At 59.4% G+C, this 20,660-nt stretch carries 24 protein-coding genes; 10 read left to right on the forward strand and 14 right to left on the reverse strand.

Annotation, left to right across the window (positions count from 1 at the left end; all coding sequences use genetic code 11):
* Positions 1-201 precede the first annotated feature (201 nt).
* From ACR0AP_RS13370 to ACR0AP_RS13400, 7 genes are read left to right on the forward strand one after another with little or no spacing between them, the layout of a single operon-like run.
* On the forward strand, positions 202-1,416 hold the full coding sequence (locus ACR0AP_RS13370; protein ID WP_480507114.1) for a glycosyltransferase family protein: 1,215 nt from the start codon (positions 202-204) through the stop codon (positions 1,414-1,416).
* Positions 1,413-2,660, forward strand: a complete 1,248-nt coding sequence (locus tag ACR0AP_RS13375) for a glycosyltransferase family 4 protein (RefSeq protein ID WP_480507115.1) — start codon at positions 1,413-1,415, stop codon at positions 2,658-2,660. Before ACR0AP_RS13370 ends, ACR0AP_RS13375 begins: the two co-directional genes overlap by 4 nt.
* A complete protein-coding gene (locus ACR0AP_RS13380) occupies positions 2,660-3,736 on the forward strand; it encodes a glycosyltransferase family 4 protein (RefSeq protein ID WP_480507116.1) in 1,077 nt (358 codons plus the stop codon). The genes ACR0AP_RS13375 and ACR0AP_RS13380 overlap by 1 nt, the downstream gene beginning before the upstream one ends.
* On the forward strand, positions 3,733-4,317 hold the full coding sequence (locus ACR0AP_RS13385) for a histidine phosphatase family protein (RefSeq protein ID WP_480507117.1): 585 nt from the start codon (positions 3,733-3,735) through the stop codon (positions 4,315-4,317). The genes ACR0AP_RS13380 and ACR0AP_RS13385 overlap by 4 nt, the downstream gene beginning before the upstream one ends.
* Positions 4,314-5,456 carry a glycosyltransferase family protein gene (locus ACR0AP_RS13390; RefSeq protein ID WP_480507118.1) on the forward strand — a complete coding sequence of 381 codons (1,143 nt, stop codon included), beginning with the start codon at positions 4,314-4,316 and terminating at the stop codon, positions 5,454-5,456. The genes ACR0AP_RS13385 and ACR0AP_RS13390 overlap by 4 nt, the downstream gene beginning before the upstream one ends.
* Positions 5,453-6,208, forward strand: a complete 756-nt coding sequence (locus tag ACR0AP_RS13395; protein ID WP_480484056.1) for a polysaccharide deacetylase family protein — start codon at positions 5,453-5,455, stop codon at positions 6,206-6,208. Before ACR0AP_RS13390 ends, ACR0AP_RS13395 begins: the two co-directional genes overlap by 4 nt.
* Before the next feature lie 10 nt (positions 6,209-6,218).
* Positions 6,219-6,695 carry a class I SAM-dependent methyltransferase gene (locus ACR0AP_RS13400; protein WP_480484057.1) on the forward strand — a complete coding sequence of 159 codons (477 nt, stop codon included), beginning with the start codon at positions 6,219-6,221 and terminating at the stop codon, positions 6,693-6,695.
* Here ACR0AP_RS13400 and ACR0AP_RS13405 read toward each other — a convergent pair whose 3' ends face one another.
* Positions 6,696-7,838, reverse strand: coding sequence for an alpha-D-ribose 1-methylphosphonate 5-triphosphate diphosphatase (locus ACR0AP_RS13405; protein ID WP_480507119.1), 1,143 nt, complete (start codon positions 7,836-7,838; stop codon positions 6,696-6,698).
* A gap of 52 nt (positions 7,839-7,890) precedes the next feature.
* On the opposite strand from ACR0AP_RS13405, the gene ACR0AP_RS13410 reads away from it, so the two are divergent.
* The gene (locus tag ACR0AP_RS13410) at positions 7,891-8,574 is read left to right on the forward strand and encodes a DUF1045 domain-containing protein (protein WP_209505313.1); all 684 of its coding nucleotides are present in this window, start codon (positions 7,891-7,893) and stop codon (positions 8,572-8,574) included.
* Here the strand turns inward: ACR0AP_RS13410 and phnN are convergent.
* The 8 genes from phnN to phnG are packed head-to-tail and all read right to left on the reverse strand — an operon-like array spanning position 8,556 to position 14,152.
* Positions 8,556-9,104, reverse strand: a complete 549-nt coding sequence (phnN, locus tag ACR0AP_RS13415; protein WP_480507120.1) for a phosphonate metabolism protein/1,5-bisphosphokinase (PRPP-forming) PhnN — start codon at positions 9,102-9,104, stop codon at positions 8,556-8,558. The two genes, ACR0AP_RS13410 and phnN, sit on opposite strands and share 19 nt — an antisense overlap.
* Entirely contained in the window at positions 9,101-9,784 is a 684-nt protein-coding gene (gene phnL / locus ACR0AP_RS13420; RefSeq protein WP_480507121.1) for a phosphonate C-P lyase system protein PhnL, read from the reverse strand. The genes phnN and phnL overlap by 4 nt, the downstream gene beginning before the upstream one ends.
* A 22-nt stretch (positions 9,785-9,806) precedes the next feature.
* Positions 9,807-10,577: a phosphonate C-P lyase system protein PhnK gene (gene phnK / locus ACR0AP_RS13425; RefSeq protein ID WP_480484061.1), complete on the reverse strand. Its 771-nt coding sequence runs from the start codon at positions 10,575-10,577 to the stop codon at positions 9,807-9,809.
* Positions 10,574-11,434: an alpha-D-ribose 1-methylphosphonate 5-phosphate C-P-lyase PhnJ gene (locus ACR0AP_RS13430; protein ID WP_480507122.1), complete on the reverse strand. Its 861-nt coding sequence runs from the start codon at positions 11,432-11,434 to the stop codon at positions 10,574-10,576. The genes phnK and ACR0AP_RS13430 overlap by 4 nt, the downstream gene beginning before the upstream one ends.
* Positions 11,431-12,027 (reverse strand): HAD family hydrolase, encoded by a 597-nt coding sequence (locus ACR0AP_RS13435; RefSeq protein ID WP_480484063.1) that lies wholly within the window; start codon positions 12,025-12,027, stop codon positions 11,431-11,433. The genes ACR0AP_RS13430 and ACR0AP_RS13435 overlap by 4 nt, the downstream gene beginning before the upstream one ends.
* A complete protein-coding gene (locus ACR0AP_RS13440; protein WP_480507123.1) occupies positions 12,024-13,115 on the reverse strand; it encodes a carbon-phosphorus lyase complex subunit in 1,092 nt (363 codons plus the stop codon). The genes ACR0AP_RS13435 and ACR0AP_RS13440 overlap by 4 nt, the downstream gene beginning before the upstream one ends.
* A 3-nt stretch (positions 13,116-13,118) precedes the next feature.
* Positions 13,119-13,694, reverse strand: a complete 576-nt coding sequence (phnH, locus tag ACR0AP_RS13445; RefSeq protein ID WP_480488331.1) for a phosphonate C-P lyase system protein PhnH — start codon at positions 13,692-13,694, stop codon at positions 13,119-13,121.
* Positions 13,694-14,152: a phosphonate C-P lyase system protein PhnG gene (gene phnG, locus ACR0AP_RS13450; protein WP_480507124.1), complete on the reverse strand. Its 459-nt coding sequence runs from the start codon at positions 14,150-14,152 to the stop codon at positions 13,694-13,696. The genes phnH and phnG overlap by 1 nt, the downstream gene beginning before the upstream one ends.
* A 103-nt stretch (positions 14,153-14,255) precedes the next feature.
* Here phnG and phnF point away from each other — a divergent pair, with 103 nt between their 5' ends.
* A complete protein-coding gene (gene phnF, locus ACR0AP_RS13455) occupies positions 14,256-14,966 on the forward strand; it encodes a phosphonate metabolism transcriptional regulator PhnF (protein WP_480507125.1) in 711 nt (236 codons plus the stop codon).
* 199 nt (positions 14,967-15,165) lie between these two features.
* Here the strand turns inward: phnF and phnE (ACR0AP_RS13460) are convergent, their stop codons facing one another.
* The 4 genes from phnE (ACR0AP_RS13460) to phnC form a co-directional block, all read right to left on the reverse strand.
* Positions 15,166-16,533, reverse strand: coding sequence for a phosphonate ABC transporter, permease protein PhnE (gene phnE / locus ACR0AP_RS13460; RefSeq protein ID WP_480507126.1), 1,368 nt, complete (start codon positions 16,531-16,533; stop codon positions 15,166-15,168).
* The gene (phnE, locus tag ACR0AP_RS13465) at positions 16,530-17,411 is read right to left on the reverse strand and encodes a phosphonate ABC transporter, permease protein PhnE (RefSeq protein ID WP_480488337.1); all 882 of its coding nucleotides are present in this window, start codon (positions 17,409-17,411) and stop codon (positions 16,530-16,532) included. The genes phnE (ACR0AP_RS13460) and phnE (ACR0AP_RS13465) overlap by 4 nt, the downstream gene beginning before the upstream one ends.
* Before the next feature lie 66 nt (positions 17,412-17,477).
* Positions 17,478-18,380, reverse strand: a complete 903-nt coding sequence (phnD, locus tag ACR0AP_RS13470; RefSeq protein WP_480507127.1) for a phosphonate ABC transporter substrate-binding protein — start codon at positions 18,378-18,380, stop codon at positions 17,478-17,480.
* 67 nt (positions 18,381-18,447) lie between these two features.
* Positions 18,448-19,269 carry a phosphonate ABC transporter ATP-binding protein gene (phnC, locus tag ACR0AP_RS13475; protein WP_480507128.1) on the reverse strand — a complete coding sequence of 274 codons (822 nt, stop codon included), beginning with the start codon at positions 19,267-19,269 and terminating at the stop codon, positions 18,448-18,450.
* Between the two features lie 162 nt (positions 19,270-19,431).
* On the opposite strand from phnC, the gene rpe reads away from it, so the two are divergent.
* Entirely contained in the window at positions 19,432-20,121 is a 690-nt protein-coding gene (gene rpe, locus ACR0AP_RS13480; RefSeq protein WP_209598264.1) for a ribulose-phosphate 3-epimerase, read from the forward strand.
* 247 nt (positions 20,122-20,368) lie between these two features.
* On the opposite strand, the gene ACR0AP_RS13485 is transcribed toward rpe, so the two are convergent.
* Positions 20,369-20,660, reverse strand: a 292-nt coding sequence (locus tag ACR0AP_RS13485; RefSeq protein ID WP_480507129.1) for an EF-Tu C-terminal domain-related protein, incomplete at its 5' end; no start/stop codon positions are given.

Here is a 20,660-nt window from a genome sequence, read left to right on the forward strand (position 1 = left end):
GTCTTCATCGTTCTCATTAGGCGATCTTGTCTGGCGGTGGTGCGATATGTCGCGAAACAGTCAATACGCTGTTGCCAAATCGCAATGCTTGAAACATTTGCAAGTGCGCAAATCCGCCTTTGGCAAGCGTGGGATTGAAATATACAGTAACGCTTGCGAACGCGCGGATTTCGCTCTGGGATCAAGAAGACGGGCAACACTATGAGCCTTGGCACAACCAATTCTAAACCGGACCGCGCGCCGCGTATCCTGTTTTACAGCCACGACACGTTCGGTCTGGGGCATTTGCGCCGGTCCCGCGCCTTGGCTGCGGCAATCACGCAGGCGGACCCAAGCGCCTCGGCGCTGATCCTGACGGGTTCGCCCGTGGCAGGCCGTTTTACCTTTCCCCGCCGCGTTGACCATGTGCGCCTGCCCGGCGTGACCAAGCGCGCGGACGGATCGTATGCCGCGCGTACAATCGGAATGGGTATCGACGAAGTAACCGAATTGCGCGCGGGATTGATCCAGACTGCGGTTCAGCAATTCGACCCCGACGTGTTGGTCGTCGACAAGGAACCGACAGGGTTCCGGGGTGAGCTGGTGCCGACACTGAAATACCTTGAACGCCATTGCGGAACGAAACTGGTTCTGGGTCTGCGTGATGTGCTGGACGAACCCGAAGTACTGGCTGCCGAGTGGGCGCGCAAAGAAGCCATCGAAGCGACCGAGCGGTTCTATCATGAGATTTGGGTTTATGGATCGCAGTCGATCTATGACCCGACGCAAGGCTTGCCGCTAAGCGCGTCAGCGCGATCCCGCATTCACTGGACGGGATATCTGCGCCGCGATCTCGGCCCGGTCGGGGAACCGCCTCAGCAACCCTATATCCTGATCACACCCGGCGGCGGGGGCGATGGCAAGGCGTTGGTCAACCTCGTCTTGTCCGCCTACGAGAAAGACCCAGACCTGTCGCCGCGTGCCGTGCTGGTCTATGGCCCATTCCTGTCGGGTGAATTGAGGAATGAATTCGAAGCACGGGTTGCCGCATTGAATGGTCGTGTAACCGCGGTTGGATTTGAATCGCAGATCGAAACGCTGTTTGCCGGGGCCGAAGGCGTGGTCTGCATGGGCGGCTACAACACGTTTTGCGAGGTCCTGTCCTTTGACAAACGGGCCGTCATCGTTCCACGCACCACACCCCGTCTGGAACAATGGATACGGGCCTCACGCGCAGAAGAGCTGGGGCTGGTCAAGATGCTGGACGAACAACGCGACAGCCTGACACCCGACGCAATGATCCGTGCCATCCGCAACCTGCCGCACCAATCAGTGCCGTCGCAGGCCATCCAAAGCGGATTGCTGGATGGTTTGGACTATGTCACCGACCGCATTGACAGCCTGCTGACACGGGAACAGAAACGAGCCACTGGATGAACTCGGCCTCTCCCAATCTGGCGGTTGTGGTCAAAGGCTGGCCGCGACTGTCCGAAACATTTATCGCGCAGGAACTTGTTGCCTTGCAGAAAGCCGGGCACCGATTTGACATCTGGTCTCTGCGCCATCCAACCGACACCAAACGTCACCCTTTGCACGACCGTTTCTCGGGGCAGGTTCGCTATCTGCCAGAATACCTGCATGAAGAGCCACAGCGGGTGTGGGCGGCCCGCGCTGCCGCCCAAGTCCTGCCCGGCTATGCCGAAGCCAACAAGATCTGGCGGCACGACCTGCGCCGCGACCCGACGCCGAACCGCATCCGCCGGTTCGGGCAAGCATGTGTTCTGGCCGCCGAGTTACCCGCCCAGACGCAGGGGCTCTATGCCCATTTCATGCACACCCCCTCGTCGGTCGCCCGATATGCGGCCATCATGCGCGGTCTGCCATGGAGCTTTTCTGCCCATGCCAAGGATATCTGGACCTCACCGGATTGGGAAAAGCGTGAAAAGCTGCAGGCCGCAACATATGGGGCCGCTTTCGGGGCCACCTGCACGGCAATCGGCGCGGAACACCTGCGCAGCCTCGCTGATGACCCCAACCGGGTGGACCTTATCTATCACGGTCTGGACCTGTCGCGCTTCCCCGAACCGCCAAAGCGCGGGACACGTGCCGCTGGTGACCCGTTTCACATGATTTCCGTTGGACGACTGGTCGAAAAGAAGGGCTTTGACCGCCTTATTGCGGCCTTCACGCTGCTGCCGGAGAACCTGAACTGGCATTGGTCTCACATTGGCGGCGGGGGCCTTGGTGACACCCTGCGCGCGCAGGCGCGCGCTGCTGGTATCACGGACCGCATCACCTGGAGGGGAGCGTGCGATCAGCCCGAGGTGATCGATGCCATGCGCAGGGCCGACCTGTTTGTCTTGCCCAGCCGGATTGCTGCGGACGGGGACCGGGACGGATTGCCGAACGTGTTGATGGAGGCCGCATCCCAGCTGTTGCCGATCCTGTCGACCCCGGTTTCGGCCATCCCGGAATTCATCCAATCCGGAACGCATGGCGTGTTGTCTGATGACGACCCGGCTGCATTGGCTTCAGCCATTTCAGCTTTGGCCGCTGATCCGGAAACGGCTGCAACTATGGCACGTGCAGCCTATGACCGCCTGATAGCAGATTTTCGAATGGACCCCGGTATTGCACGGCTGTCGGCCCGGCTGAAAACCCTGAGCATGGAAGACGCGTAATGGCGCGGGTTGCGTTTTATGCGCCAATGAAATCTCCCGGCAGCCAGAAACCCTCGGGCGATCGCGAAATGGCGCGAAACCTGATGCTGGCCTTGGCGGCGCAGGGGAATAAGGTCGAACTGGCTTCGGACCTACGCGTCTACGACAAGAACGGGGACCGGGACCTACAGAGAACCCTTGTTCGCGCGGCTAAGAATGAAGCACAGCGGCTGAGCGCCGAATTGCCCTTTGATACAGATCTGTGGGTGACTTATCACAATTACTACAAAGCACCCGACCTGCTGGGCCCCAAGGTCTGCCAGGCGCGCGGCATCCCGTATGTGCAACTGGAAAGCACGCGTGCATCAAGCAGGCTGAACGGGCCGTGGGCCGATTTCGCCCAAGCAGCGCATCAGGCGTGTGATGCAGCGGATATCATTTTCTACCACACAGCCAATGACCTGATTACGTTGGAACGGGACCGTTTTGGCAAGCAGGCACTGGTTGAATTGCCGCCATTTCTGCCTGAAGCCGTGTTGCCTGTGGCAACGACCGGGGACGGCCCCATGCTGACTGTCGGAATGATGCGGCATGGGGACAAGCTGGCGTCCTACCGGATTTTGGCCGAAGCCCTTTCGCACCTGACATGTGACTGGAACCTGAACATCGCGGGGGACGGTCCGGCGCGGCCGGATGTTGAAGCGTTGATGGTGCCGTTCGGAAGCCGGGTGCACTTTCTGGGCCAGCTCGACCGGGCGGCCTTGCAGAAAATCTACCAACACGCATCCCTGCTTGTCTGGCCGGGCGTGAACGAAGCCTATGGGATGGTCTATCTCGAGGCGCAGGCGACAGGCCTGCCCGTGATCGCACAGGACCGCCCCGGCGTTCGGGATGTGCTGGCACCTGCGGTTTACCCATCGGTTGATGCTGGGGCCAAAGGGCTTGCTGATCACATGCAAAACCTGCTGGAGGATACCGCGCAGCGCCACGCGCTTGGGGCGAATGCGCGCAGCTATGTGGCCCGGCGTCATCTTATGCCTCAGGCGACCGAGCGGTTGTGGGCGCATCTTCGGCCCTTGTTGAAGGATGTATCATGACCCGTCTTGCACTGCTTCGCCACGGGCATACCCACTGGAACCGCGCAGGGCGCATTCAGGGGCGCAGTGATATTCCGCTGGATGAGGACGCGCGGTCTGAACTGGCCGGGTATCGCTTGCCTGACCCATGGGCCGCCGCTGATATCTGGTCCAGCCCCTTGCTGCGCGCCAGCGAAACAGCGCGGATCGTGTCTGGGCGCACCGCGAGAACCTCGGACGCGCTGATTGAAATGAATTGGGGCGACTGGGAAGGACTTCGAGGCATCGACCTGATCGCCGATGAAACCAGCGGGTATCGCCATATTGAAGACTGGAGTTGGGATTTTCGCCCGCCTGATGGTGAAAGCCCTGCCGAGGTCTGGACGAGGTTGCGCCCCTGGATGTCCGGGTTGCGGCAGGACACGGTCGCGGTCTGCCACATTGGCATCATGCGGGTCATTCTCGCCCAGGCGTGGGGTTGGGATTTTGATGGCCCCGCCCCCTTCAAGATCAAGCGCAATCGGCTGTATATCGTTGATATGGACACAATGACCGCAGACCCGGACCCCGTTCACCTGATCAAACATGGGCCGCTGCCATGAAGGTAATGATCGTTGTCACGCACCTTTTGGGAACAGGGCATCTGAGCCGGGCTCTGACGTTGGGGCGGACGTTCCGGGATGACGGCCACCAAGTCATGGTCGTTTCGGGAGGGATGCCTGCGCCTCAACTGGACAGCAGCGGGCTGACCCTGTTCGGATTGCCACCGCTCAGATCGGATGGAACCAATTTCACCCGGCTTCTGACTGAAAGCGGTGCCGAGGCTGACGCGGATTATCGGCGCGCACGTGTGACATCCATGGTGCAGGCGGTAATCAGCTTTCAGCCGCAAGTCCTGATAACCGAGCTTTTCCCCTTTGGCCGCCGGTCGCTGGCAGCGGAATTCGACGCGGCCCTGAATGCGGCACGGGCCCTGCCTCAGCCTCCGATCATCCTGGGATCGATCCGCGATATTCTGGCCCCACCTTCCAAACCTGCCAAGGCCCAGCGTACAGAAGATATCGTCACCCGCTTTTATGACGGCATTCTTGTTCACTCGACCGAAAGTGTCACACCGCTTTCGGTCAGTTGGCCGGTGTCGGACCGATTGGCTGAACGGTTGCATTATACCGGCTTTGTGGCACCGGAGCTGCCTCAACCGCATCCGCAGTCGGTTGGACAGGGCGAAATCCTTGTCAGTGCAGGCGGTGGTTCTGTGGGCCAACCGATCTTTCGCGCGGCCATCGAGGCCGCCCGCCAGATGCCCAACAGGTGCTGGCGCCTGCTGGTCGGCGGGACGGATGCCAAGGCGAGAATAGACGAGCTGTCCCAAATGGCTGATGGAACCTCGGCAATTCTGGAACCCGTGCGCCCGGATTTTCGCCAGATGCTGCCCCATGCGGCTGCATCGGTCAGCATGTGCGGCTACAACACCGCCATGGATATTCTGCAAAGCGGAACACCCGCTGTTTTTGTCCCGTTCGATGATGGCAAAGAGGTTGAACAGGGGCTGCGTGGGCAAAGCCTGTCGAGTTTGCCAGCCATCGAGGTGCTTCTCAGCCGAACCCTGAGCGGGCAGGCGTTGGCGCAGGCCGTAGAGCGCGTCATTTCAGATGGACCCCGAGCACAGCAGGATTTCGGATTTGATGGCGCGGCCCAAACCGTAGAGATCGCCAAGAACCTGCTGGAGCGGCGTACATGAACCCGGACTGGTACCCACTTGAGGTCGAACTGACCCATTGGCATGCAGCGAGCCTGTCGTTGCCGCTGTGGTGGCGAGACGATGACGCGATCGCTCCGACATCGCAGTTAGACCACCTGTCCGATCTGGCCGCACAGTTGGGCCTGCCGGTACATCTGGCCGTCATTCCCCACGCGGCAACCCCTGCGCTGGCTAACTATGTTGCGCGCGGCGAAACTCTCATCCCTGTGGTTCACGGGTGGTCCCACAAGAACCATGCGCCCGCCAGTGAGAAGAAAGCCGAGTTTCGCCTCAACCGTCCGTTGGACGAGGTTGTTGCCGATGCCGCGGCAGGACTGTCACGCCTTGACGCCTTGTTCGGCAACACCCTGCGGCCGATGTTTGTCCCTCCGTGGAACCGCATTGCACCAGAAGTCATCGAACATCTTCCATCGCTGGGATACCGCATTCTTTCCACGGCAACGCCCCGCAGAACGAAAATGGCGGCTGCGGGGCTTGAGCAGGTCAACACACATCTTGACCCGATTGACTGGCGGGGTTCACGCGGTCTGATCTCTCCGGACCGCCTGGTCGCTCAGACAGTTAACCTCCTGCGGGACAGGCGCGAAGGCCGCGCAGACAACGCCGAGCCGTTTGGAGTATTGACCCATCACCTGGTCCATGATCAGGACATATGGGCCTTTACCGAGGCGTTGTTGAAACATCTGCTGGACGGTCCTGCCACACTCTGGGTCGCACCGAAGAACGAATAAGGACATCGTCATGAGCCGACTGGATTCCATGCTTCGCCGACTGACGGCCCAACGTGACGGGCTGAACTGGGCAGCCGAACAGATCAGTGACCAAACTGGCGATGTGCTGGATATGGGGCTGGGCAATGGCCGCACCTATGACCACCTGCGAGAGATCCTGCCGAACCGACGGATCTGGGTGATGGATCGTGTGCTGCAATGCCATCCTGACAGCACCCCACCAGCCGAAGATTTCCTGCAAGGCGAAGCTGAACCCATGCTGCGGAAACTGATGGCCGAGGGGCACAAGATCGCGTTGGCGCATTATGATTTCGGACGTGGCATCAAACACGAAGATGTGGCCGAGGCCGCACGCCTCAGCCCGTTGATCGCGCAGGTCATGCAGCCCGGAGGGTTGTTGATATCCGGCCAGCCCCTTGTCGGCTTCAACCAGATCAAAGGGCCCGAGACGATCGCACCGGACCGTTACCTGTTCTATACGGCCTGATTACGCCACGCGGCGACCTCGCGCCCAAACCGAGTTGAGGGCTGGCACACCTGCGCGCATCCGGAAACGGATAACATCGGCGCGGGCATTGGCGCGCAACTCGCCACGATCCTCAAGCCCGGCGGCCTGCGCCGGGGCTAATGTGACGGTCTTCATTCCACGCGCCATATCGCCCCACATTTCACCCAGCATGACCGCAGACAATAACAAGGCCGACGGCACGTAATCCGAGGACATTACGTCCAGATGCCCAAGCTCGGCCAATTCGCTGGCCGCAACATTACCGGAATGAGAGCCTCCGCGAACAACGTTTGGCGCGCCCATCATGACCTTGATACCGTGATCATGACACGCTCGCGCAGCTTCCACCGTTGTGGGGAACTCAGCCAGCCGAATGCCGTGACCTGCCGAGATCTTCACCTGATCTTCGGTCGTATCGTCATGACTGGCAAGCACGGCCCCAAATCGGCGCGCGGCCTTGACGGTTTCGACCTCGTGCACATCACCGTTGCGATCCCGTAGGCTTTTCAGCTGAGCCACATGCTGAAAGAACGTATCATCGTCCATGGCATATTTGCCCTTCAGATAGGATTGCAGCTTGCCCATGTCGCGAAACTGACGCTGGCCGGGGGTGTGATCCATGATGGACACAAGGCCAACCCTGTCCTCGGGTCCAAACTCGTCCAGTTCTTCGATCAGTGTCTCGGAACACACCTCTGCCCGCAAATGCAGGAAATGGCTGATCTTAAGCGCATCCTGCTCGCGCAGATCCCACAACTCCCGCGACAGGCCGCGGGCATATTTTCCGTACCGTCCTGCACCGGAGGGGATTGAACCTACCCGCATCGCATCGAACACACTTGTGATCCCCACGCTGGCCAGTTCCGCGTCATGGGCCAGAATGGCGGCGGCATGGGGCCAATGCACATTGGGGCGCGGCTGAATATGGCGTTCAAGATTATCCGTGTGCAACTCGACAAGACCGGGGCTGACATAGTCGCCTTCGCAATCTATCGCACCAGCGGGAACTGCACGCCCGGTGTCGATTTCGATGATAGTGTCACCTGCTATTCGAACACAACCGATCACGGTTTCATTCGGCAACACAAGCGTGGCATTGGCAAGGATCAAGTCTTCTGTCATCTGAACTTTACGCAATCTGAGGTATTGGAAGGCCACTTAATAGGAGGCCAATGTGACATTCACGCGATACGCGATCTATTTTGCGCCACCCGCCGGGGTGGCCTGGACGGAATTTGCAACCAGCTGGCTGGGCTGGGACATGGCAAAGGGAACGCAGGTCGCGCATCCGATCATGGGTGGCATCGACATAGCGACCATCACTGAGGTGCCGCGCAAATACGGGCTGCACGCGACCCTGAAACCGCCGTTCCGGTTGCGCGACGGCCTGACCTTTGACGCATTGCATCAGGCGTGCATTGCGCTGGCTGCAACTCGGCAGCCCATCACACTCGACGGTCTGGAAATTACCCGTCTTGGACGTTTTCTGGCCCTGTGCCCGCTGGGTGAAACGCAGGCGCTGAATGCGTTGGCCGCGGCCTGTGTTCGCGATCTCGACCGGTTTCGCGCACCTGCCACTCAGGCCGAACTGACGCGCCGCCGCGCCGCGGGACTGACCCCCGAGCAGGACGCTAATCTGACCCAATGGGGCTATCCCTACGTGCTGGACGCGTTTCGATTTCACATCACGCTCAGCGGTAAACTGGACAAACCAACCCTCAGGGCAACCCAAGAAGCACTGCACACCCATCTGAGCCCCTTGCTGCCGCAACCTTTCCAGATCACTGATCTTGCCCTGATGGGCGAGGCGGAAGAAGGGCGGTTTCACCTGATCCATCGCTACGCGCTTTCCGGTTGAAGGCGGCGCAGGATTTCGGCAACCGTGTCTTCCAGCGCGCCGGAATTGTCAATTTGGATGACCCGGTTCAGACCATCCGGCAACGCCACTTTGGCGCGACACAACCGCCGCGCCTGCTCGTCTGCGCTTTCCCGTGCCCGCTCGGACAGGCGCCGCGCCAAAACCCCTGCATCTGCTGTCAGAGAGATCACAATCAGATCTCCAAACACCTTCTGCGCCTGCAAAAGAACGCTGCGGGAAAGATTGACCAGAACCGCATTCGCCCCCTGACGCTGTCGCAAAATCTCGGCTGGGATACCATAGAACAGTCCATGTGCAGGCCAGCTCAGCGCAAAAGCGCCTGCCTGTTCCATCTGCTGGAACTCTGCAACCGAAACCCGGTCAAAATCCTCGCCTTGTTCACCTGCGGGGCGGGTGATCACCCTCCGCACGCGCCGGACGCCAGGTGCCTGTGCCTCCAGCGCTTCCATGACACTGTCCTTGCCAACGCCCGAAGGGCCAACAATCGCTATGACAGGGGCAAGTGTCATGCCGCCAGTTCCGGTGTGAAGTCAGCGACATTGACTTCGCGGTCACAGACACTCTCACGTGCATCAAGGTCGTGGAATATCCCGACAATCGCCGCGCCACGCCCTTTTGCCTCTTCAATCAGCGACAACACGGTTTCGCGGTTCTGCACATCCAGACTTGCCGTCGGTTCGTCCAGCAACATCGCCGGGTAGTCATGCGCAAAGCCACGCGCAATGTTCACCCGCTGCTGTTCGCCGCCCGAAAAGGTTGTGGGGCTCAGGGTCCACAAGCGCTCAGGAATGTTCAGCCGTCTCAGTAACCCGGCTGATTTCTCCAGCGCCTCAATTCTGTCGCAACCCACGGCCAGCAAAGGCTCTGCCACAACGTCCAGCGTCGGCACACGCGGCACGACCCGCAGGAATTGACTGACATAGCCCAGCGTTTCCCGGCGGAGGGTCAAGATCTGGCGCGGCTCGGCTTTTGCCACGTCCAGACCTCCAACCAGCACCTGACCAGAGGCCGCCAGGTAGTTGCCATAAATCACGCGCATCAGCGTGGACTTGCCCGCGCCAGACGCCCCGGTCAAAGCAACGCACTCACCCGGTTCAACCCTCAACGACGCGCCTTCCATCACCGGGATAACGGCACCGCCCTGATTGTGCAGGGTAAAGCTTTTGCTCACATTGATCAGTTCAATCATTGCTTCACCTTTTCCCAAATACTCAAACCTGCAGAACGCTGGACACAAGCAGCTGCGTATAGGCGTGTTGAGGATCATCCAGCACCTGATCGGTCAGCCCGGCCTCAACCACATGACCATCCTTCATCACCATCAAGCGGTCGGCCAACAGACGCACCACAGCAAGATCATGGGTCACGATGATCGCGCTCAGCCCCATTTCACGCACCAAGCCGCGCAAGAGGTCCAGTAATCGCGCCTGAACCGAGACATCCAGCCCCCCGGTCGGTTCGTCCATGAACACCAGTCGCGGGCCAGTCACCAGATTACGGGCGATCTGCAAACGTTGCTGCATCCCGCCCGAAAACGCGGTGGGCCGGTCATCAACGCGGGCCGCCTCGATCTCGACCCGGCCCAGCCAGTCAATGGCCTTGTCTCGGATGTCACCATAGTGGCGCTCGCCCACGGCCATAAGCCGTTCACCAATATTGCCTCCGGCACTAACTGACATCCGCAGCCCGTCACGTGCATGCTGATGCACAAAGGCCCAGTCGGTACGGCTCAACATCCGGCGTTCGGGCTCAGACATGGTTACCGTGTCCACCGGCCCGTTCGCGCGCGTGTCAAAGATCACCTGCCCTGCATCGGGCACCAGATGACCGGCCAGACAATTCAGCAGGGTCGACTTGCCCGAGCCACTTTCGCCCACGATCCCCATCACCTCACCGGGGTAGAGATCAAAAGTAACATCCGCGCATCCGATCCGCGCACCATAGAGCTTTTCGATGCCCTTGACTTGCAACAGGGGGGTCATGCCGCGTTCTCCTCGGCCAGTCGGCCCATATGGCCCGCTTCGCGGCGCGACCGGCAATAATCGGTATCCGAACAAACAAACATTCGGTTGCCCGCATCATCCATGATGACTTCATCCAGATAGCTATCCTCGGCTCCGCACAGGTCACAGGGATGATCGGCCTTGGTGGCTTCGAACGGGTAATCCTCGAAATCAAGGCTCACGACCCGGGTATGTGGCGGTACCGCGTAAATGCGCTGCTCGCGCCCTGCGCCGAACAGCTGGATCGCATCCATTTCAAGCTTCGGGTTGTCGAATTTGGGGATCGGGGACGGGTCCATCACATACCGACCACACACTTTCACCGGATAGGCGTAAGCGGTCGAGATTGCCCCGTGCTGGCTGATATCCTCATACAGTTTCACATGCATCAGCCCATATTCTTCAAGGCTGTGCATCTTTCGTGTCTCGGTCTCGCGCGGTTCGAGGAAACGCAGAGGTTCCGGGATCGGCACCTGATAAACGATGATCTGATCTTCGCGCAGCTTCGCCTCGGGGATGCGATGGCGGGTCTGGATCACCGTCGCCTTCTCGGTTTCCTCGGTCGTCTCCACACCTGCGGTCTTTTCAAAGAACTTGCGGATCGACACTGCGTTGGTCGTGTCATCCGCACCCTGATCGATGACCTTGAGCGTATCCTCAGGCGTCAGCGTCGCGGCCGAGACCTGCACCCCTCCGGTGCCCCAGCCATAAGGCATCGGCATTTCACGGCTGGCAAAGGGCACCTGATACCCTGGAACAGCCAAGCCCTTCAGGATGGCCCTGCGGATCATCCGTTTAGATTGTTCGTCCAGATATGCAAAGTTGTACGCGCTCATAGCAATCCCCGCGCAGTTAAGGCTACTTCAAAGGCCTGAGGGCTGGTAAAATGTATGGCGTCCATGCCAACGGCGCGGGCTCCATCCACGTTTCTTGGGCTATCATCGACAAAGATACAGTTCTGAGGGGAAAGATCGGCCCGGTCGCACATCCGACGGAAAATCTCGGGCTGCGGTTTCAAAAGCTTTTCCTGACCTGACACTACGGTCACGCCAAAGACCTCGCCCAGTTCAGGATGCACACCAACACCAACGGGCCATGTTTCCGCTGACCAGTTGGTGATTGCATGAACCGGGGTGCCCTGTTCTTTCAAACGATGGAGTAATCGCCAAGTTCCCTCGATCTTGTGTGGGACGGTCATGGCATAGCGCTCAACATAAGAACTCAGGCGTCGCTGGTCGTCAGCATCTTCCAGTTCAGCAGCCAGATCAGCGAAATCCTCACCCCCATCGGCCCGCAGATTGCGTTCGGGGAAATCGATACGAGTGAGAAACTCTGCCACCGCCTCGCGGCTACCCATCTCATCCAGCCATGCCAAATGCGGATCCCACTGGATCAAAACGTTGCCGATATCAAAAACAACAGCCTTCATTCCGCAGCCTCCTTTGACGTGATCCGCGCGTCAGCCTCGCGGCGCAGTTTGCGGACCAGTTCAAGCTCGGACTGGAAATCCACGTAATGCGGAAGCTTGATGTGTTCGAGAAAACCGGTCGCCTGAATGTTGTCCGCGTGGCTCAGAACAAATTCTTCATCCTGCGCAGGCGCGCCCAGATAGTCTTCGCCCAGTTCTTTCCACCGCAGTGCGCGATCAACCAAGGCCATCGCGATGGCCTTTCGTTCAGACTGACCGAAGACCAGACCATAACCACGCGTGAACTGAGGCGGCTCGGTTTTTGAACCCTTGAACTGGTTCACCGTCTCACACTCGGTCAGTTCGACCTCGCCGATTTCGATGGCAAACCCCAACTCGGGGATGTCCATTTCAACCGCAACCTTACCGATCCGCAATTCACCCACAAACGCGTGGTTGCGCGCGTAACCGCGCTGGGTGGAATAGGCCATGCCCAACACGAAACCCTCATCCCCGCGAGTGAGCGATTGCAGGCGCAACGGGCGACTGGCAGGAAATTCCATCGGTTCGCGCGTCAGGTCGCCGGGGGTGTCATCACTTGCTTCTTCGTCCTGAATGAGGCCCTCGTCCTTCAGGAATTCGGTGATATGCGGCGTCGGTTCCTGCCGTGCAGAACCTTCCGGAGCATTCGGGGCATCACCATCCGCAGCCAATTTGAAATCCAGCAAACGATGCGTATAGTCGAACGTCGGTCCCAGAACCTGCCCACCCGGCGCATCCTTGAACGTGGCCGAGATCCGGCGGTCGCAGGCCATCTCACCCGTTTCGACCGGATTGGAATAGCCAAAACGCGGCAGCGTGGTGCGATAGGCGCGGATCAGAAAGATCGCCTCGATCAGATCGCCCCGCGCCTGCTTGATCGCCAGCGCAGCCAGATCGGGGTCATAAAGCGAGCCTTCCGCCATGACCCGGTTCACTGCAAGGCTCAGCTGTTCGCGAATCTGCGCAAGGCTCAGCTCCGCCACATCGGTCGCACCCCGGCGTTCTTCGGCCAACCAGGCATGGGCGTTCTCGATAGCTTTTTCACCCCCTTTGACAGCAACATACATCGCTTACGCCTCCGACGTGATCTGCGTGCTGCGTGGCAGGGCCGCAACCCTGTTGCCGCAGGTAAAGAAGAAATCGCACCCCAGAGGGTAGAGCATCGCGTTCCCCTGAAGCGCCGGAATATCCGGCAGAGACAGGCGCGCGGTCTTTTTGATGCCGGGGCCGCTCAGAACGGCACCGCTCTGCTCTAGCCGGTCGCATTCCACAATCAGGGTCGCAGAACGATCCGGGTATTCCGGCGTTCCGATGCGATAGGCGTTAAGCGGTCCCAATGCCTCCCACGTGCCAACGGCAAAATCAGCCTTTGCTGCGGATACGAGCGGGGCGCCCGTGTGGAATGTCAGCCAATTGCGGATTGCGGCGGTATCGGTGCCTCCGGCCAGGTGAACCCTGGTCTCGGGGTCGCACAGCGTCAGCAGCAGTGTACCGGCCGCCACGGACAGGGGCGCTGGAGGTTCGCCGCCCGATAGCACACGTATGTCGCCCGGGCATGCCATGACGGTCATCGCAGCGCGGAACGCATGTGCAGCATCGACAGGTGCGTTTTCAAAGCCCCCGGAAAACTGTGTTTGCGCGGCCATCAATCTTCCCCCCGAACAAGCGTGAAAAACTCAACCTTGGTGGCCGCTGCCTTGGCCGCGCGAGTGCTTTTGACCGCCTGCATTTGCTGCTGAAGCGGGTCGAGCAGCCGCGCCTGCACCTCATCCGCTGCCCCGGTCTGCATCATCGCATCAATCAATGCTGCGGCTTCGGCCTTGGGTTTCGATCTACCCTGAACATAACCGTGACCAACAGTTCCATCCTGCAACACCACAGAACAGCGCGTGACCGTCATTTCACCCAGGTTGAACGGCGCTCCGGTGCCGCCGGTGCGACCACGCACCATCACGCTCCCGACCTCGGGGCGGCGCAGCCAGTCAAAGCTCGGGCGGGTCTCAATCCCGTCCCACAAGGTCATCAGGGTGTCGTCAGGTGCACGGGCCAGCAATCCCATCCAATCCCTGCGCGCCCCGTTCGCGATTTCTGTCTGATCTGTCATCAAAGCCTCTTGGCCGGGTTGTCTATATGAACTATACAACTAGACAAATATTAACCTGCGTGTGCGCAACACGCAATCTCCAACTGTGTGAAGATTTGGTGACATGAGCAAAACGCCGATCTGGAAAAGCATTGCCCTGCGCCTGACCTCGGACATTGCCGAAGGGCGGTATCAAACCAGTGACCGCCTGCCGACCGAAGCGCAGCTGGCCGCCCAATACGGTGTCAACCGCCACACAGTGCGGCGCGCGTTGGCTGACATGTCGGAACAAGGTCTGGTTCATGCCCGGCGCGGTGCGGGCGTTTTTGTGGCGGCGCGGCCAACCGACTATCCGATTGGCAAAAGGGTTCGATATCACAAGAACGTCTCGGCCAGCGGCAAGATACCGGGAAAGAAAATCCTGGCCCTGACCACACGTGCGGCAGATGAAGCCGAGGCCGAAGCACTGGGTCTGAGCAAAGGGGACCCGGTGCATGTCTATGACGGGTTATCGCTGGCGGATGGGCAGCCCATAGCCGTTTTTCAAAGCGTCTTCCCGGCAGAACGCTTTCCAAACCTGTTACAGGCGCTGACCGAGACCCAGTCAGTAACAAAAGCCCTGCAACGCAGCGGCATCGCGGACTACACCCGCATCTCGACCCGATTGACCGCGCGCGGCGCGACAGCAACGCAAGCCCTTCACCTGCAACTGTCCGAAGGTGCTCCGGTGCTGTTTTCGATCGGTGTCAACGTGGACCCGGACGGCGCACCCGTCGAATATGGCCGAACCGTCTTTGCTGGTGAGCGTGTCACGCTGACGCTGAACGAAGAGTAAACCACAACCCCTGCCGCTCGATCTCGACCTCCTGCCGGAGGTCTCATCCCGTTGGGCATGGCGCGAAATCCGGATAAACTGCCTTTGGGCCGACGTTATCCGACAATCGGATGAACGGTCGTGCAAAAGCTCTGTGACGCTTTTTCAAACGGTTGCGCCGCACTGAACCGTGCCGTTTTCTTGTCCTTCCAATCCCGGTTCAGGGCAACAGGAACGGTTTGGGATCGGGTGTGCGCGGCCTGCGCTTTTTACCCGCCTCACCCTGAATCAGACGGCGGCGCAGCCAGCCCGAAAACCAATCCATCAACATCACCATCAGAATGATCAGGATGATGTAATAGGCCACCTCTTCCCAGTCTTTCTGCGTGATGATTGCCTGCGTAAGCAGCAAACCAATACCGCCGCCTGTGATTGCACCGATCACCGTCGCACTGCGGGTGTTGGATTCGAGGAAATACAAAAGCTGGCTCAGCAAAACGGGCGTAACCTGAGGGATAACGCCAAACCGATACCGTTGCGGGGCGTTCGCACCCGTGGACTGCACACCTTCGATCTGCTTCTGATCTACGTTTTCCAGTGCTTCCGAGAAGATTTTGCCGAATGTACCGGTGTCCGTCACCAAAATGGCAAGCGCACCGGTCAACGGGCCGGGACCAAAGGCGCGGGCCAGAACCACAGTCCAGATCAACGCATCCACGCCGCGCACAAAGTCGAATACACGCCGTGTCGCAAAGCGGATGGATCTCATCCGGTTGAAATTGCGCGTCGCAAGAAAGGCCAGTGGCAGGGCCACAATCGCCGCGCCAAACGTGCCCAGAAATGCCATCAGGATCGTCTCGAAGATGGCCCAGGCCACATCCTGATGGCGCCACATCTTGTTGGTCCAAAAATCATTAAAGATCGCACCCGCCTCGCCCGACGCCGCGAGCCCGGCCAGTTCCGGGGAGGACTTGCCGAAATAAGGGCTGTCCAGCGTGAACCAGAACAATTCCCAACCTGTGAAATAGCGAAACACCTCGGACCGGTTGCGGGTGACAGTCAAACGACCTGCGTCCGTGGTCACAGACAGCCGGTTTTTAGAGACGTTGATCCACTCCGGAACCTCGCCCTCCGGCAACTCCGCCTGTACACCGGCCGAACGCGTGGGTGTTGCGCGAATGGTGCCATAGCCGGGAATGTCATATTCCACCGTCTGCGCACCGAAACGCACGACATGGCCCTTTTCAAGGTCGATCACAGTTGTCTCGCCCAGTGCCACCCACTCCGGGGCCTGCCCTTCAGGATATGCCCCTTTGCGCTCACCCTCGATGGCGGCAGAGACTTCACCGGTGCGATTATCCCGGGCGATATGCGTTTTGTAGCTATAGCTGTCAGCCACCAGCGTCTTGCCATTTGCCCAGTTTGCGCGCCCCACAAGGCCCGACACGTCAAAAGCAAAGAAGACATAGACCAGATAAACGAAAACCAGAGCAGGCAACCCGAAATTCATCAACCTTTTGCGGTTGAACAAGCGATCTGCTTCGGCTTTGAGGTCATCAACAGTCAAATTGGTTGCGAAGGTGCTCATGCCAAAGCTCCTTTTTCCGAGCCGTGGGTCAGACGGTCGCGCAGGTAGCCTGACAGCTGGTCGACGACCACGATTGTAACGAACAGAAGAATGAAGATGGCCGCGGCTTCGTCATAACGCCCCTGCCCCCAAGACATGGCATTGCGCAACTCGTAACCCAAACCGCCCGCCCCAACAAATCCAAGAATGGCCGAGGCACGGATGTTGATCTCGAACCGCAGCAGCGCGTAGCTGACATAGTTCGGACCGACCTGCGGAATCACCCCCAGATACATCCGCTGTGACCAATTGGCACCCACGGAATGCAGCCCTTCCACCGGTTTCAGCGAGGCGTTCTCGTTCACCTCGGAAAACAGTTTGCCTAGTGCGCCAGCAGTGTGAATCGCGATGGCGATCATCGCGGGAACCGGGCCACCGCCCAGAATGAAGATCAGAACCAACGCAATTACGATCTCGGGAATGGCGCGGCAAATGTCTGATATTCGGCGAAACAGCGGGATCAATGACGGCCACAGCGCCATGCCGCGTGTCGACATCAGGGCGAAAAACGTCCCGACAATTGTGCCAACAAGCGTCGCCGCCGCCGCGATGTTGATTGTCTCGATCAGAGCCGGGAAGAACGAGAGCAGATTGGCTGGCATCTCGGCAATCTTCTCCCCCGCCTCGGACAGAACCTCTGTGGGGTAATCAAGAATACGGTGCCAGCCATCGACAAAGCTGCCGGCATTCCGGTTGTCGGCTGTGCGAAACCCTGCCGCCATCAACGACAGGAACAGAATCAGGAGGATGCCGCCATAGACCCGCTTGCGTCGTGTCATCGCTGTATAGTCGTTGCGGATCTGATCGACGGATAAGGACCCTGCAGTAAGGTCTGTCATGGAATGCTCCTGAAGGGAAAACGGGGTCCGGTACATCACCGGACCCCGATCATTGGATTTGCGGTCTTAGTTGGACTTCAGCTTGCGCGCTTCGATGATGACCTCGTAGGCCTCATGCGTAATTGGATCAAAGCTCTTGGCCTCACCCGCGGCCACCCCGTAGAAACATTCGCGGTCTTTTTCATCCAGCGTGTTCCACAATTCGGTGACCTGAGCTTTGACATCCTCGGGCAGAGCCTTGCGCAGTACAACCGGACCTTCCGGGATCGGTGCCGATTTCCAGATCTCGACCAGATCGTTCATGTCGACCAGACCAGCATCCACAGCGCGGCGCAGCGCGCCCGACTGATAGCCGTCTTCCCACTCGCCAAGACCATCAGCCCAGGTCACACCGCCATCAACGTCACCGTTGTTCACCGCGACAATTGTCTGCTCGTGACCGCCGGTGAATTTCACCTCAGCAAAATAGTCACCCGATTCCATGGTTGCTCCGGTGGCCTGGGGAATCTCGATCGACGGGATCAGATAACCCGAGGTCGAATTCGGGTCACCAAAGCCAAAAACCTTGCCCTTCATGTCACCAAGCGAGGTGATGCCGCTGTCCTTGCGTGCAAAACCAACCGAGTAGTAGCCGTAGCCGCCATCGGTGTTCACCTTAACCAGTACCGGCTCAACCGCTTCGGGGTCGCTCAGATAGGTTTTGGCATAGCCCGACGCACCCAGCCAGGCGACATCAATCGTGCCGCCCAGCAGCCCCTGAATCACTCCGTTATAGTCGGCAGGGGCAAAAAGTTTGGTCGGAACGCCCAACAGTTCTTCGGTGTATTCGCGCAGACACTCGTTTTTGCTCATCCGGTCCTGAGCGTTCTCGCCACCTAGAATGCCGATGCGGAATTCGCTGATTTCTTCGGCCATGACCGGTGCGGCCAGTGTTGTGGTTGCGACCAAGGCAGCAATCAGTTTTTTCATCTGTCTCTCTCCAGTTTGATAACCCCGGCCTCTCATCGGGCCGGGCGATGAAAGGTGTTGGGACCGCTCAGATGGTTGCCTCTGCTTCCATCAGCGCCTTTTGCGTGGCGTCGAGCGTTTCGATTTCCGTTGATGTCGCTTCTTCCGAGAAGCTGGCATCGGCACCATAGATTTCGCGGGCGACGCCCGTGGTCAGTTGCTCGGGCAGCCCATCGAACACGATGCGCCCGTCGCGCATCCCAACCACGCGGTCGCAATAGCGACGTGCTGTGTCCAGTGTGTGCAGGTTGGCGATGACAGTGCGGCCATCTTCTTCGTGGATGCGGCGCAGCGCCTGCATCACCACCTGTGCATTCATCGGGTCCAGCGAGGCAATTGGTTCATCCGCCAGAATAATCCTCGGGTCCTGCATCAGAGCCCGCGCAATCGCCACGCGCTGTTGCTGGCCGCCCGACAAGGCCTCGGCCCGTTTCGGAGCGTGTTCCGCAATCCCCAACCGGTCCAGGATGTCGATGGCACGGTGAATTTCATCCATCGGGAACAGGTTGAACATAGCGGCCAGCGTCGAATGACGGTTGAGCGTGCCATGCAGCACGTTCGAAACCACATCCATGCGCGGCACCAGGTTGAACTGTTGGAAAATCATCGCACAATCGGCCTGCCAGGCGCGTTTGTCACGGCCTTTCAGTTGGGTGATGTCCCGGCCTTCAAACAGGATTTCGCCTTCGCTGGCATCCGTCAGGCGGTTAATCATCCGCAGCAGGGTGGACTTGCCCGCGCCCGACCGTCCGATGATCCCGATCATGCATGGCTTGTCCACATCCAGCGTCGCGGCATTCACGGCAACATTGTCACCAAAGCGTTTGGTCAGTTTCTTGATACGCAGCACGTGCCACCCCCAATTCATGTTGGCGGACTGCTACAGATGCCGTTCAACGGATATGTGTCAGCGTAGTGAAAGTTTTGTAACGGCACGACACGTGCGGGGGTATCCATCGACCCGCCTCACGGGTATACGCATCCGCGACTCTTCAGCTGATACGAGGCCAATATGAGCTTTGACCGCACCATCAAGATCGCGCCGTCCATTCTGTCCGCCGACTTTGCCAATTTCGGGCAAGAAATTCAGGCCATCGAAGCGCAGGGCGCGGATTGGGTCCATGTTGACGTAATGGATGGCCATTTCGTCCCGAACCTGACCTTTGGCCCGCCAGCCGTCAAAGCGTTCCGCCCGCATGTAAAGACGGTCATGGACGTGCACCTGATGATCACGCCGGTCGATCCATACATCCAGGCCTACGCTGATGCAGGCGCCGACATTCTGACCGCGCATGTCGAGGCAGGGGCCCACACCCACCGCACGCTGCAGGCGATCCGCGCCGCGGGCATGAAGGCAGGCGTGGCCCTGAACCCGGGCACCCCGGCTGAGGCGGTCGAACATCTGCTGGACCTCACCGATCTGGTCTGCGTCATGACCGTGAACCCCGGCTTTGGCGGCCAGAAGTTCATCGACATGACTGGCAAGATCCGCAAATTGCGCCAGATGATTGGTGACCGCCCCGTGCATATCGAGATCGACGGCGGTGTTGATCCCCAGACAGCGCCCCTTGTTGCCGCAGCGGGGGCTGATGTGCTGGTGGCCGGGTCTGCCGTGTTCAAAGGCGGATCAGTTGATCGGCCCGAGGTTTACGGCGAGAATATTCGGGCCGTACGGGCCGCAGCTGAAGGCGGGTTGGGCTGATCTGCCAACTCGCGACTGCATAGTTGGCTTTATCCGCAAAACTGAATTTCGTTGAACTCTTCGGGCGGGATGCGCCCCGCCTTGACGTTCTTGTTGCGGCTTTCATTTGGATCACAGACGTGCCGGCTGAAGCCCGGCCTACGGGTAGGTCGACAGTCTTCGATACAAGTACAAAGAAAAAGGCCGCCCCCTAGGGAGCGGCCTTTGTTTGTTCACCGATGTGCCGGGCTGAAGCCCGGCCTACCGATTATTCTACGATCTTCGACACAACGCCGGCGCCGACGGTGCGGCCGCCTTCGCGGATCGCAAAGCGCAGGCCGTTTTCCATCGCGATCGGTGCGATCAGCTCAACGCCGAACGACACGTTGTCGCCGGGCATGACCATCTCGGTGCCCTCCGCCAGGGTCACGGTGCCGGTCACGTCCGTGGTACGGAAGTAGAACTGCGGACGGTAGTTCGCGAAGAACGGGGTGTGACGGCCGCCTTCTTCCTTGGTCAGGATATAGGCTTCGGCTTCGAACTTGGTGTGCGGTGTCACC

Source organism: Ruegeria sp. AF7, assembly GCF_056541885.1.